Origin of the sequence: Methylobacterium sp. AMS5, from assembly GCF_001542815.1 — a bacterium.
Lineage (GTDB): Bacteria > Pseudomonadota > Alphaproteobacteria > Rhizobiales > Beijerinckiaceae > Methylobacterium.
This window is the reverse complement of record NZ_CP006992.1, coordinates 2,790,377-2,803,566: the sequence shown is the minus strand read 5'-3', so window position 1 is coordinate 2,803,566 and position 13,190 is coordinate 2,790,377. Positions and strand designations below refer to the sequence as shown.

9 protein-coding genes are annotated in these 13,190 nt (G+C 70.0%); 5 read left to right on the top strand and 4 right to left on the bottom strand.

Going from position 1 to position 13,190, the window contains the following annotated elements; all coding sequences use genetic code 11:
• The 5 genes from Y590_RS12515 (at position 1) to Y590_RS12495 (ending at position 7,381) form a co-directional block, all read left to right on the top strand.
• Positions 1-744, top strand: a complete 744-nt coding sequence (locus Y590_RS12515; protein WP_060770131.1) for an RNA-binding protein — start codon at positions 1-3, stop codon at positions 742-744.
• 64 nt (positions 745-808) lie between these two features.
• A complete protein-coding gene (gene infB / locus Y590_RS12510) occupies positions 809-3,763 on the top strand; it encodes a translation initiation factor IF-2 (RefSeq protein ID WP_060770130.1) in 2,955 nt (984 codons plus the stop codon).
• Between the two features lie 102 nt (positions 3,764-3,865).
• Positions 3,866-4,303, top strand: a complete 438-nt coding sequence (gene rbfA, locus Y590_RS12505; RefSeq protein ID WP_060770129.1) for a 30S ribosome-binding factor RbfA — start codon at positions 3,866-3,868, stop codon at positions 4,301-4,303.
• Positions 4,304-4,513: 210 nt separating this feature from the next.
• Entirely contained in the window at positions 4,514-5,539 is a 1,026-nt protein-coding gene (gene truB / locus Y590_RS12500; protein WP_060770128.1) for a tRNA pseudouridine(55) synthase TruB, read from the top strand.
• 162 nt (positions 5,540-5,701) lie between these two features.
• Positions 5,702-7,381 (top strand): methyl-accepting chemotaxis protein, encoded by a 1,680-nt coding sequence (locus tag Y590_RS12495; protein ID WP_060770127.1) that lies wholly within the window; start codon positions 5,702-5,704, stop codon positions 7,379-7,381.
• 96 nt (positions 7,382-7,477) lie between these two features.
• Here Y590_RS12495 and Y590_RS12490 read toward each other — a convergent pair whose 3' ends face one another.
• From Y590_RS12490 to Y590_RS12475, 4 genes are all read right to left on the bottom strand, one after another.
• A complete protein-coding gene (locus Y590_RS12490; protein ID WP_060770126.1) occupies positions 7,478-8,644 on the bottom strand; it encodes a M20 aminoacylase family protein in 1,167 nt (388 codons plus the stop codon).
• Between the two features lie 86 nt (positions 8,645-8,730).
• Positions 8,731-9,195, bottom strand: coding sequence for a Cu(I)-responsive transcriptional regulator (gene cueR / locus Y590_RS12485; RefSeq protein ID WP_060770125.1), 465 nt, complete (start codon positions 9,193-9,195; stop codon positions 8,731-8,733).
• Positions 9,192-11,690 carry a heavy metal translocating P-type ATPase gene (locus Y590_RS12480; protein ID WP_060770124.1) on the bottom strand — a complete coding sequence of 833 codons (2,499 nt, stop codon included), beginning with the start codon at positions 11,688-11,690 and terminating at the stop codon, positions 9,192-9,194. The genes cueR and Y590_RS12480 overlap by 4 nt, the downstream gene beginning before the upstream one ends.
• 200 nt (positions 11,691-11,890) lie before the next feature.
• Positions 11,891-13,183, bottom strand: coding sequence for an ATP-binding protein (locus tag Y590_RS12475; RefSeq protein WP_060770123.1), 1,293 nt, complete (start codon positions 13,181-13,183; stop codon positions 11,891-11,893).
• Between the last annotated feature and the right edge of the window lie 7 nt (positions 13,184-13,190).

The following is a 13,190-nucleotide window of genomic DNA, read 5'->3' as shown; positions in this document are numbered from 1 at the left end:
ATGATCGCTCAGGAGGGCACGGACGGCGAATCGGCCGAGACCGGCCCGGATCTCGACCGTGGCCCGAGCCGCGGCCGTGAGCCTGTGCGCACCTGCATCGTCACCCGTAAGGCGCAGTCGCCCTCGGCGATGATCCGCTTCGTGCTGGGGCCCGACGCCACAGTGGTGCCGGACCTGCGCGCACGCCTGCCGGGTCGCGGCGCATGGGTGACCGCCACGCGCACGACGATCGAAGCCGCGGTCAAGCGCCGTGCCTTCAACCGCGCCTTCAAGTCCAATGAGGCGAAAGTCCCGCCCGATCTCGCCGATCAGGTCGCCGAGGGGCTGCGCACCGATCTGCGTCAGGCCTTGGCCATGGCCAACAAGGCCGGTTGCGTCGTGACCGGCTTCGGCAAGGTCGAGTCGGCGATTCTGGGTGCCGTCGGCGTCGCGGCGGTGATCCATGCCAGCGATGCCGCTCCGGACGGCCGGCGCAAGCTCGCGGCTGCCTTGCGGCGGCGCTACGGCGATGCCATATCGGTTATTCCTGTTGTCGATGACCTGTCCAACGCCGAATTGGACATGGCATTGGGCCGGGATCATGTGATACACGCTGCCCTTATCGCGGGAGCCGGCACTACCGGCTATCTCGCGCGTTGGCGTCGGTTCCGCACCTTCGAGGGTATGGCGTCGGCGTCTGAAGAGGACGCCCCGCTTGCTGCTGGCGCGACCGCCTTCGATTCGCACGACGACGAATTGACATGACACTCGGCCGGGCATGCCCGCCGCCGGCCGATGGGACGATGGAAACCCCCAGGGTTCAGACTGAATGAGCGATACGAACAATCCGGGTGACAAGACGCAGACCAGAGCCCCCTCGAAGCCGTTGACGGTCAAGCGTCCGGTCGAGCAGGGGACGGTCCGTCAGAGCTTCTCCCACGGGCGGTCGAAGTCCGTCGTGGTCGAGACGGTGAAGCGGCGCACGATCGGCGCCGCGCCCGGAGCGGTCGCGCCCCGTGAGCCTGCCGCACCGCCGCCGCGTCCTGCCTCCGTGGCGCCCGCGCCGACTCCGGCCGCGCGTCCGTCGGGTCGCAGTGCGTCCGGCGTCGTGCTGCGCACCCTGAGCGAGCAGGAGCGGGATGCCCGCGCCGCCGCCCTGGCCGATGCACAGCGCCGCGAGGCCGAGGCCCGCGCCCGTGCCGAAGCCGAGGTGAAGGCCCGCCGCGACCGCGAGGACGCCGAGCGCCGTGAGCGTGAGGCGGCCGAGGCACGCCGCCGCGAAGAGGATGAGCGGCGCCGCCAGGACGATGAGCTTCGCCGCAAGGCCGCCGAGGATTCGCGCCGCCGCGCCGAGGAAGAGGCCGCGCGCGTCGCCGCCCTGCCCGCCGCCGAGGCCCCGCCCGCTGCTGCCCCCGCGGCGCCGGAGCCTGTTGCTGCCTCGGCCCCGGCCGCGGCTCCGGCGGCTCGTCCGACCCCCGCCCCCGCACGTCCTGCTGCCGCTCCGTCGGCGGCGCGGCCGGGTGGTGCGACGCAGCGTCCGGCCGCGTCCGGCACCCGTCCCGGCGTCCGTCCGACGCCGTCGGCTGCCCGTCCGGCTGCGCCGCAGCCGCCGGCCGAGCCGCGCCGCACCATCACGGCGGATATCAAGAAGCCGCGCGACCTGAACTTCATGGCGCGTCCGGCCCCGGCGCCGGAGCCCGAGAAGGCGCCGAGCCCGACGACCGCCGCCCGCCCCGCGGGTGCGGGCGCCGCTGCGCGTCCCGCCGGACGTCCCGGCGCGGCTGCGGCCGAGGAGGAGTCGGATACCAAGCGGGTGATTCGTCGCCCCGGCATGCCGCTCAAGATCATTACGCCGCCCAAGACGCCGAAGTCGCCGGGCGGTGACCGTAACCGTGGCCGCCTCACCATCGCCAACGCAACTGCGGGCGAGGAAGAGCGCACCCGTTCCGTGGCCTCCTTCCGCCGCCGCCAGCAGCGGATGAGCGGCCACCGGCACGAGGAGCCCAAGGAGAAAATCGTCCGCGACGTGACAATCCCAGAGACGATCACCATCCAAGAACTCGCCAACCGCATGTCCGAACGTGCGGTGGACGTCATCCGTCTGCTGATGAAGCAGGGCCAGATCCACAAGATCACCGATGTGATCGACTCGGACACGGCTCAGCTCATTGCCGAGGAGATGGGCCACACGGTCCGCCGCGTCGCCGAGTCGGATGTCGAGGAGGGTCTGACCTCCGACGAGCCGGATCTGGAGGAGGATCTGGATCCGCGTCCGCCGGTCGTGACGATCATGGGTCACGTCGATCACGGCAAGACTTCGCTGCTCGACGCGATCCGTGCGGCCAACGTGGTCGAGGGCGAGGCCGGTGGCATCACCCAGCATATCGGTGCCTATCAGGTGGCGGCGCCCTCGGGCGATCTCGTGACCTTCATCGACACCCCCGGCCACGCGGCCTTCACCTCCATGCGCGCCCGCGGCGCCAAGGTGACGGACATCGTCGTGATCGTGGTGGCGGCCGATGACGGCGTGATGCCCCAGACCGTCGAGGCGATTCAGCACGCCAAGGCGGCGGGCGTCCCGATGATCATCGCCATCAACAAGATCGACAAGCCCGATGCGAACCCGCAGCGGGTGCGCACCGAGCTGCTGCAGCACGACATCCAAGTGGAGTCGATGGGCGGCGAGACCCTCGAGTTCGAGGTCTCCGCCAAGACCGGCGAGGGCCTGCCCGAGCTTCTCGAGGGCCTTCAGCTCCAGGCCGAAATCCTGAACCTGCGCGCCAACGAGAAGCGCGACGGCGAAGGCACCGTGATCGAGGCTCAGCTCGATCGTGGTCGCGGCCCTGTCGCCACCGTGCTCGTCCAGCGCGGCACGCTGTTCACCGGTGACATCGTCGTCGCCGGCGCCGAATGGGGCCGCATCCGCGCCCTCATCGACGATACCGGCAAGCACGTGCCCTATGCCGGCCCCTCGGTCCCGGTCGAGGTGCTCGGCTTCAACGGTACGCCGGACGCCGGCGACCGCGTGATCGTGGTGCCGAACGAGGCCCGCGCCCGCGAGGTCACCGAGTACCGTGCCCGCATCAAGCGCGAGCGCTTGAATGCCCGCACCGGCGGCGCCAACCGCTCGCTCGTCGACATGATGCGCGAGGCCAAGGAAGGCGCCAACCGCAAGGAACTGCCGATCATCATCAAGGGTGACGTGCAGGGTTCGGTCGAGGCCATCAACGGCGCGCTCACGGCGCTCGGCAATGACGAGGTCGGTGTTCGCATCCTGCTTTCGGGCGTGGGCGGCATCACCGAGTCGGACATCACGCTCGCCAACGCCTCGAAGGCCGTGGTGATCGGCTTCAACGTGCGCGCCCACAAGGAAGCACGCAACGCGGCCGAGCGCGACGGCACCGAGATCCGCTACTACAGCATCATCTACGACCTCGTGGACGACATCAAAGCCACGCTGTCGGGCATGCTCCCGCCGACGCTCCGCGAGGAGCGTCTCGGCGAGGCGCAGATCCTGCAGATCTTCGACGTGTCGAAGGTCGGCAAGATCGCCGGTTGCCGGGTCATGGAGGGTGTGGTCCAGCGCGGCGCCCATGTCCGCTTGCTGCGCAACGATGTGGTGATCCACGAGGGCAAGCTGTCCCAGCTCAAGCGCCTCAAGGACGACGCCAAGGAAGTCACGGCCGGCTACGAGTGCGGTATGTCCTTCCAGAACTACCAGGACATGCGCGTGGGCGATTTCATCGAGTGCTTCAACGTCGAGGAAATCAAGCGCACGCTCTGAGCGGCCCTCCCCTACCGCTCTTCCTTACGGGGCCGCGGCGAAAGCTGCGGCCCCCTTTGTTTCCAGGCACCCGCCTGATGGTTCAGCGACGTCGATCAGCCGATGGCCCAAAAGCAGACTCCCTCCGGTCCCACGCAGCGTCAGCAGCGCGTGGCCGAACTCATCCGCCACGCTCTGGCCGAAGTGCTGCAGCGTGGTGACATTCAGGATCCGGTGCTCGGCTCGCATGTCGTCACCGTTCCCGAGGTTCGGATGTCGCCGGACCTCAAATTGGCCACCGCCTACGTCATGCCGCTCGGTGGCCAGGACGAGGCCCCGGTGATCGCCGCGCTCGAGCGTCACAAGAAGATCCTCCGCCAGGAAGTCGCCCGGCGGGTGAATCTGAAATTCGCGCCCGACTTGCGCTTCCGGCGCGATGAAACCTTCGACGAGGCGGCCCGGATCGACCAGCTCCTGCGGAGCGAGAAGGTCCAGCGGGATCTGGAAAGTGCACCTCGCGAGGACGACGAGGGCGAACCGGATTCGCCCTCGCGCGATTGATCTCCATCCAGGCGGCTGCCGTTGCTCCGCCCCAACGCCCAGCGGGCCGCGTGATGGCCCCTTGATGGCCTGAGCCGCTCAAGAGCCTCGTCCTGGATAGCGGATCCAGGCCGATGCTCTCTCTGCTTTTGTTTTTGCATCGTCTTCATCCGAGAGCCGGTGGCCACCTTTCGGGACGATGCTGTAGAAAACCCGTCGATCGAGGACAGGATGCAAGACGACATTTCTTCCGAACGCGCCGGTGAAGCGCCGCAGGAGCCGCGGGGCGACGTGCGCCGCGACGGACCGCCTCGGGGCGGACGCCGCCCTCAGCGCGGCCGTCCGCGCCATGACCGGCCGAAGAAGAACGACGTGAGCGGCTGGGTGGTGCTCGACAAGGGTGTCGGCATCACCTCGACCCAGGCTGTGGCGGTGGTGAAGCGCCTGTTCAACGCCAAGAAGGCGGGCCATGCCGGCACGCTCGATCCGCTGGCGTCGGGCATCCTGCCGATCGCGCTCGGCGAGGCAACGAAGACCGTGCCGTTCGTCATGGACGGCCGGAAGGCCTATCGCTTCGAGGTGACCTGGGGTGTCGAGACCGACACCGACGACGCCGAAGGTCGCCCGGTCGAGACCTCCGACGTCCGTCCGACCCGCGAGGCGCTCGAGGCGGCTCTGCCCGCCTTCGTCGGCGAGATCGAACAGGTGCCGCCGCGCTACTCCGCGATCAAGATTCAGGGCGAGCGCGCCTACGACCTCGCCCGTGACGGCGAGGTCGTGGAACTGGTGGCCCGCTCCGTGCGCATCGACCACCTCTCGGTGATCGAGCACCACGGCGACCGCACCTTGATCGCTGCAGAATGCGGCAAGGGCACCTATGTTCGTGCGCTGGCCCGCGATCTCGGTCGGGTGCTTGGCTGCTACGGTCACGTCTCGGCCCTGCGGCGCACCCGCGTCGGCCCCTTCGAAGAGGCAGCCGCCTGCAGCGTCGCCACCCTCGAAGAGAGCACCGAGATGCATCTCCACGCGGTCGAAACGGCTTTGGACGAGGTTCCCGCGGTCGCTGTCAGCCGCGACATGGGGCTTCGCCTGATGCGGGGTCAGCCGGTCATTCTGCGCGGGCAGGACGCGCCGATCGGCGGCAAGGCCTACGCGACCTGCGGCGGCGTGCTCGTCGCCGTCGGCGATGTCGAGCGCGGCGAGTTGGTGCCGCATCGCGTGTTTCACCTCGGCGGAACGGCGGCGCCGAGAAACTGAAGGATCGCTCCTCTCGTACGTTCGGTCGAGCGATTTACATCAAAAGAAAATGCTTACGGGCTACTCTTCGGATTCAATCGAGAATAGCCGGCTCTATTTAACCTTGGAGCAAACACACTCTCCATAAAAGCCCGTCGACTCTATGGATCGGCGGGCTTTTCCATGCGCGTATCTCTGGGCTTCAAACTGGCGATGGTCGTCGGGCTCCTCGGCCTCGTCGGAGCGGGCATCTCGGCCTTCGCGCTGCGGCAGGCGTCGCAGGAACAGGCCCGCGCCGCCCTCACCGAATCGTTCTGGAATGCCGGGCTCCAGGCCCGAGGTCTGGCCCAAGCCATCGAGCACGCCGTGGTCCAGGCCACCGCCGTCTACACCGCCTCCGACACCGAGGAGGCCAAGGAGCGGCTCTCCGCGCTTAAGACGGCGCTCGGTGACGTAGAGGCGGCGCGCGGGCCGTTCCTGTCCGCGATGGAAGGGCATCTGCCACCGGAGAAGCGGCGCCGGCTCGACCTCGCGGTGAAGGAGTTCGTCGCCTATCAGACCGAGACCGCCGAACTCGGTTTCGCGGTGTCGCCGCGCGCCGCCCTGATCCAGGCGAGCGACGAGGCGACGGTGAAGAACCGCGAACGCATGGTGGCGGAGATCTCGGCGCTGGGCCGCGACGTGCTCGCGCGCCTCGACGGACAGCGGGACGCGGCGGCGCAAGCGCAGCGCAAGGCCTTCATCACGCTCATCGCCGCGCCGGCCGCAGCGCTCATCCTAGCGTTGCTCGCCGCCGTCTGGATCATCCGAACGCAGATCCAGCGCCCGCTGCACCGGATGAAAGCGACCATGCAGGCGCTCGCCGACGAACGGCTCGACGAGACGGTGCCGTTCATCGCGCGCCGCGACGAAGTCGGCGAGATGGCCGGCACCATCGCTCGGTTTCAGGCGGCACTGATCGAGAAGCGCCGGCTCGACGGTGAGGCTCGCGAGCGACTTTCGCAGGATGGAGCCCGTGGCGCACGCCTCGCCGCGGCGACGCAGGACTTCGAGAACGAGACCCGGCGGGCGGTGGCCGGTCTCACCGGCTCGGCGCACGCGATGCGCGCCGCCGCGGATCGCCTCCGCGAGACCGCGGGCGATACGACCCTTCGCGCGGCGGAGGTTGCGGCGGCCTCGGATCAGTCGGCGGGCGTGGTGGACAGCATCGCGGGCGCCGCCGAAGAACTTTCGGGTTCGGCCCGGAGCATCGGCGAGCGCGTCCGCCACGCGAGCCGCATCGCCGAGACGGCGCTCACCGATACCCGCGGGCTGGAGACGACGGTGGCATCCTTGTCGCGCGCAGCGGACGAAGTCGGCGCGGTGGTCACGCTGATTCGCACGGTCGCCGAACAGACCAACCTTCTGGCCCTGAACGCCACGATCGAAGCCGCCCGTGCGGGCGAGGCCGGTCGCGGCTTTGCGGTGGTGGCCGGCGAGGTGAAGGCCCTGGCCGGTCAGACCGCCACGGCGACCGACCGCATCGCCGCCCAGATCGCAGCGATCCAGCAGGCGGCGGGCGGCACGAGCGGCGCCATCGGGGAGATCGGGCAAACGATCGCGCAGCTCAGCCTCATCGCCGCCGAGGTCGCGACGGCAGCCGAGCAGCAGGGGCAAGCCAGCCACGACATCGCGCGTGCCATTGCCGGGGCCGCAGCGGATTCCCGGACGGTGTCGCTGAGCATCGCGGAAGTTCGGGCTGCGGCCGCATCCAACGAGGAGCGGTCCGACGAAGTCCGCTCCGGTGCCGAGCGGGTCGGTGATGGCAGCGCCACGCTGCACGTCGCAATCGGGACGTTCCTGGAACGGGTGCATGCCGCCTGAGGCGTCCACTCCGTTGAGACCCCGCAGGATACGCGATCACGGGATGGGCCGCGGCCCCATCGATCACAGAACACTCCGCTCTCGCACTGGCCGCTCTCAAGCGGGCAGACCCGTCTCGATGATCCGCGCCCAGAGCGAGGCACCGTAGGGGATGGCGGCGTCGCTGAAGTCGTATTCCGGGTGATGGAGGCCGGCGGAGGGCCCATTGCCCATGAAGATGTAGGCGCCGGGCCGGTGAGCCAGCATGTAGGAGAAATCCTCGGCCGCCATCATCGGCGCCACGTCCCGCTCCACACGATCCTCGCCCACGACCTGCGCGGCGACATCGGCCATGAAGTCGGTCTCGGCCGGGTGGTTCTCGGTCGCCGGGTAGCCGCTGGCGAAGTCGACGCTTGCCCGCGCGCCGAAGGCCACGGCGACATTCTCCGCAATCGTCGCGAGCCGTTCGCGCATCAGGTCGCGTACGGCCGGCGTCAGCGCCCGCATCGTGCCGCGCAGCTCCGCCGTCTGCGGTAGCACGTTGAAGGCCTCGCCCGCATCGACCGCGCAGACGGAGACGACGCCTGAGTCGAGCGGATCGATGTTGCGGGCGACGATGGATTGCAGGGCGACGACGATGTGGCTCCCGACCAGCACCGTATCGACCGCCGCCTGCGGCAGGGCCGCGTGCCCGCCCCTGCCCTCGATCAGAATCGTGAAACGGTCGGTGGAGGCCATGATCGGGCCGGGACGGATCGCGAAGGTGCCGAGCGGCTGGCCGGGGATGTTGTGCAGGCCGTAGACCGATTCGACGCCGAAGCGCTCCATCATCCCGTCCTGCACCATCGCCTCGCCGCCGCCGCCGCCCTCCTCGGCCGGCTGGAAGATCAGTACCGCGCGGCCGTCGAAGTCGCGGGTCTCGGCGAGGTATTTCGCGGCGCCGAGCAGCATGGCGGTGTGCCCATCATGGCCGCAGGCGTGCATCTTGCCCGGCACGGTCGAGCGGTAGGGAAGGTCGCGGATCTCCTGGATCGGCAAGGCGTCCATGTCGGCGCGCAGGCCGATCGCGCGGTTGGAGCCATGCGCGCGCCCGCGGATCACCCCGACGACGCCGGTGCGCCCGACGCCGGTGACGACCTCGTCGCAGCCGAAGGCGCGCAGCTTGTCCGCCACGAAACCGGCGGTGCGGTGAACGTCGTACTGAAGCTCCGGATGGGCATGGAGATCGTGCCGCCAGGCAGTGATCTCGTCCGAGAGATCGGCGATGCGGTCGATGACGGGCATGGATCCAACCTTTTCGGAGGGTTCCAGCAAGCAGAAGGCCAACACGGGGTCAACGGCCAAGCCTGAGGGAGATCGTCCGAAAGCGATCACCCTTGCCTTCGTACTCGTTGCAATCGTGCCGCGCCGGCCTCCGTGGAAGCGGCCCCCTCGCCTCCCGCCAGATCGTCGAGGATCGGGCAGTCCGGCCGGTCGTCGCCGCAACAGCGTTCGGCAAGATGTTCGAGGGTCCGGGCCATCGCCTCCAATTCGCCGATGCGGCGGCGCAGGTCGGCGACATGGCCGAGCGCCACCGCCTTCACGGCGCCGCTGGCTCGGGAGCGGTCTTGCCAGAGTGCGAGCAGGTCGGCGATCTCCCGCATCGAGAATCCGAGGTCGCGGGCGCGGCGCACGAAGCGGAGCGCGTGCAGGTCGGCCTCGCTATACACGCGGTAGCCGGCGGCGGTCCGTCCTGCGGGGCCGAGCAGGCCCGTCTCCTCGTAGTAGCGGATCATCTTGGCCGAAACGCCGGTCGCACGGGACGCCTTGCCAATGGTGACGGAGGGCGTGCTCATGGGGTGCCCCCCGCCCGCTTGAGGCGCAGCGCGTTGCCGACGACGAAGACGCTGGAGAGCGCCATCGCCCCGGCCGCCAGGACCGGCGAGAGCTGCGGACCGCCGACAATCGTCAGCACGCCGGCGGCGACGGGGATCAGCGCCGCGTTGTAGGCAAACGCCCAGAAAAGGTTCTGGCGAATGTTCGCGAGCGTCGCCCGCGACAGGACAACGGCCTCGACCAGCCCGGTGAGCGCACCGGACATCAGCACCACGTCGGCACTCTCCACCGCGATGTCGGTGCCGGTACCGATGGCGATGCCGATATCGGCCTCCGCCAGAGCGGGCGCGTCGTTGATGCCGTCGCCGACGAAGGCGACCGGGCCGTGGGCCTCGCGCAAGCGGCGCAGGGCCGCGACCTTGCCCTCGGGCAGCACCTCGGCCTCGACTTCGGTGATGCCGAGCGACCGGGCGACCGCCTCTGCGGTGACGCGGGCATCCCCCGTCAGCATCGCCACGGTGAGGCCGCGGGCGCGCAGGGCATCGAGGGCCGCGCGCGCCTCCGGCTTGACCGGATCGGCCACCGCAACGAGCGCCGCGAGCCGGCCATCCACGGCGGCGAAGATCGGGCTCTTTCCCTCTTGAGCGAGACGGGCCGCCTCGCTTTCGAGCGCCCCGGTCGTCACGCCGAGCCGTTCCATGTAGCGGCGGTTGCCGAGCGCCACCGCCCGTGCCTCGACCAGGGCCGAGACGCCGTGGCCCGGCACCGCCTCGAACGCTTCGGCCTCGGGCGGTGCCCCAGCGTCCCGCGCCGACGCGGCGATGGCGCGGGCGACCGGATGCTCGGAGCGGGCCTCGACGGCGCCTGCAAGCGCCAGCACGCTCGCTCGGGAGAAGCCGGGCGCGGTGACGAGATCGGTCAGGCGCGGACGACCCTCGGTCAGCGTGCCGGTCTTGTCGAGGGCGATGACGCGGGCGTCCCGCAGCGCCTGCAGCGCGGCGCCCTGACGGAACAGCACGCCCCGTTCCGCCGCCCGGCCGGTACCGACCATGATCGAGACCGGCGTCGCCAGCCCCATGGCGCAGGGGCAGGCGATGATGAGCACGGAGATCCCCGCGACCAGGGCATGACCGAGCGCCGGCGAAGGCCCGAGGACGAGCCAAGCGAGGAAGGTCAGCACGGCGATGGCGATCACGGCGGGCACGAACCACAGGGTGACCCGGTCCACCAGCGCCTGGATCGGCAGCTTACCGCCTTGCGCCTCCTCGACCATCCGCACGATCCGCGCCAACGCGGTGTCGGCACCGGTGCGGTCCACCGTGAAGTCGAAGCTGCCGGTGGTGTTGAGGGTGCCGCCGACGACTCGGGCGCCGCTGCCCTTCTCCACCGGCACCGGCTCGCCGGTGATCATGCTCTCATCGACGAAGGAGGAGCCCGACGCGACGAGGCCGTCCGCCGGCACGCGCTCGCCGGGGCGCACGCGCACCCGGTCGCCGATCCTGAGGTCGGCGGCCGGCACCTCGCGCTCGGTCGCGCCCTCCACAAGCCGCGCCGTCTTGGGCGAGAGGTCGATCAGCCGCGCGATCGCCGCGCCGGCCCGGCCCTTGGCGCGGGCCTCCAGGGTGCGGCCGAGCAGGATCAGCGTGACGATGAGGACGCTCGCCTCGAAATAGAGATGCGCCGACCCGTCCGGCAGCGACCACGGCGCGGCGGTCGAGACCAGGGAAAAGAGGTAGGCCGCTCCGGCGCCGAGGGCGACGAGGGCGTTCATGTCGGGATGGCCGCGCAGCAGGTTCGGCAGGCCGAGCCGGAAGAAGCGCCGGCCGGGACCGGCCAGCACCAGGGTCGCGAGCACCGCCTGCATCCAGGCGAAGCCGCCTGCGCCGAGAAGGCCGGTCACGGCATGGTGGAAGCCCGGCAGCAGATGGCTCCCCATGTCGAGGACGACAACGGGGGCCGACAGCACGGCGGCGACGATCAGGTCGCGGCGGAGTGCGGCCGCCTCCCGCTCCTGCCGATCCGCGTGCGCGACATCGGCTGCGGCTCCGAGCGCACGCGGTTCGTAGCCGGCCTGCCGCACCGCCGCCTCGACATCACTCAGGGAGACGGTGCCGGCGGCGTGGTGCAATTCAGCCCGGCCCGTGGCGAGGTTCACGCTCGCCGAAACAGCACCGGGAAGCGCCATGAGGGCGCGCTCCACGCGTCCGACACAGGAGGCGCAGCTCATCCCCTCGACGGAGACGGCGGTGACGGATTCCGGCACGTCGTAACCGGCGTCGCGGACTGCGTCGACCGCCCGCGAGGGTGGCATGCCATCCGGCAGGGCTAGGCTGGCGCGGCCGGTGGCGAGGTTGACCGCGACATCGGTCACGCCGGGCAGCGCGCGGAGCGACCGCTCGACGCGTCCGACGCAGGAGGCGCAGCTCATGCCGTCGACCGGCAGGGTCAGGCGGGACGGCCGCTCGGCGCCGGCGAGCGCGGGCAGCATGGTGTGGGATTCAAGGATCGGTTCCATGCCACCTCAGATGGGCCTTCCCATCATGGGAAGGTCAAGGGGCGGGGCGTTTCAGGCGTTCAGGGCACGGAAAGCACCTTTGCCTCCCCGCATCTTTCGGCACGTCTCGCGTCGGTCGATGTCCGCGCTGCTGCAACGGCATCAAACGAGTCTTTCCGGCAAACGGGGCCGAGTGTGCACCGTTCCCCTAGGGTCATCCCCTAATCCCGTACGGGCACCTCGTCCGGCATCGCTCCCTTGGTGTCGGGTCGATGCTCCGGCAGGCTCACCCGCACTGTGGTGCCATGCCCGGGTTCGCTCTCGATGATGAGCTTGCCCCGGTGGCGCTTGAGCGTGTGCTTGACGATGGCGAGCCCGAGACCGGTTCCGCCCTGCTGCCGGCTCGACGCCGTATCGACGCGGTAGAAGCGCTCGGTCAGCCTCGGGATATGCTCGGCCGCGATGCCCGGCCCCTCGTCGCGCACCCGCAGCTCGATCCGGGCCCCGCACTCGTCCACCCCCTCGACGCGGTGGAGCGACACGACCACCACGCCACCGCTGCCGCCATACTTCACCGCGTTCTCGACGAGGTTCTCGATGACGCGCAGCAACTCATCGCGATCCCCGAGAACCGGGAGCGGGATGTCGGGCCGCTCGACGCTCAACGCGACGCCGCGCTTGAGGGCGAGCGGCGCCTGCATGTCGACCATCCGGCGGGCGATGCGCCCGAGATCGACCATCCGGGTCGGCACGACGTGCTCGTGCAGCTCGATGCGGGAGAGCGAGAGCAGGTCGTCGATCAGCCCGGTCATGCGCTGGGCCTGGCTACGCATGATACCGAGGAACTGCTCGCGGGCGCGGGCGTCGTCTCGGGCGGGGCCCTGAAGAGTTTCGATGAAGCCGAGAAGGGCGGCGAGCGGCGTGCGCAGTTCGTGGCTGGCATTGGCGACGAAATCGACCCGCATCGCCTCGAGGCGACGCGCCTCGGTGAGGTCACGCAGGAACAGCACGACGTTGGCCTCGCCACCGCCGGGCATGTCGGACATCGGCAGGGCACCGATCTGCACCTCGAAGGCGCGCTCGGTCGGCACGCGGGTCGCGTACTCGGTCCGGACGGCCGAGCCGGTGCGCAGCACTTCCTCGATGCCATCGAGCACGTCGGGCGCGCGCAGGGAGAAGGAGAGCGGATGGCGGAGCTTGAGCCCCGGCAGGAGCCGCCGGGCGGCTGGGTTGGCCTCCATCACCACCACCCGGCGATCGACCAGGATGACGGGATCGGGGATGTTCGCCAGCAGCGCCTCGGCGATGGTGTGGCGGCGCGGCGGGCCCACCTCGGACTGCTGGAGAACCGGCCCCTGCCCGCGGCGCCCGAGGAGCCCGCCGATGAGGAGGGCAAGGCTGGCGGAGACGATCAGGGCCGTGTCGACCGTGCCGCCGACCGCTTCCGCGAAAACAATCACGGCCACGGCCAGGGTGACGCCGAGCCATAGGGGGCGGGCCGGATTGCTCGACATGCAGGGC

Excerpts from the sequence above, each read along its gene's own strand:
- Y590_RS12475 (WP_060770123.1), bottom strand. The coding sequence starts at position 13,183 with ATGTCGAGCAATCCGGCCCGCCCCCTATGGCTCGGCGTCACCCTGGCC.
- Y590_RS12480 (WP_060770124.1), bottom strand. The coding sequence starts at position 11,690 with ATGGAACCGATCCTTGAATCCCACACCATGCTGCCCGCGCTCGCCGGC.
- infB (WP_060770130.1), top strand. The coding sequence starts at position 809 with ATGAGCGATACGAACAATCCGGGTGACAAGACGCAGACCAGAGCCCCC.
- truB (WP_060770128.1), top strand. The coding sequence starts at position 4,514 with ATGCAAGACGACATTTCTTCCGAACGCGCCGGTGAAGCGCCGCAGGAG.
- cueR (WP_060770125.1), bottom strand. The coding sequence starts at position 9,195 with ATGAGCACGCCCTCCGTCACCATTGGCAAGGCGTCCCGTGCGACCGGC.
- Y590_RS12490 (WP_060770126.1), bottom strand. The coding sequence starts at position 8,644 with ATGCCCGTCATCGACCGCATCGCCGATCTCTCGGACGAGATCACTGCC.
- Y590_RS12515 (WP_060770131.1), top strand. The coding sequence starts at position 1 with ATGATCGCTCAGGAGGGCACGGACGGCGAATCGGCCGAGACCGGCCCG.
- Y590_RS12495 (WP_060770127.1), top strand. The coding sequence starts at position 5,702 with ATGCGCGTATCTCTGGGCTTCAAACTGGCGATGGTCGTCGGGCTCCTC.
- rbfA (WP_060770129.1), top strand. The coding sequence starts at position 3,866 with ATGGCCCAAAAGCAGACTCCCTCCGGTCCCACGCAGCGTCAGCAGCGC.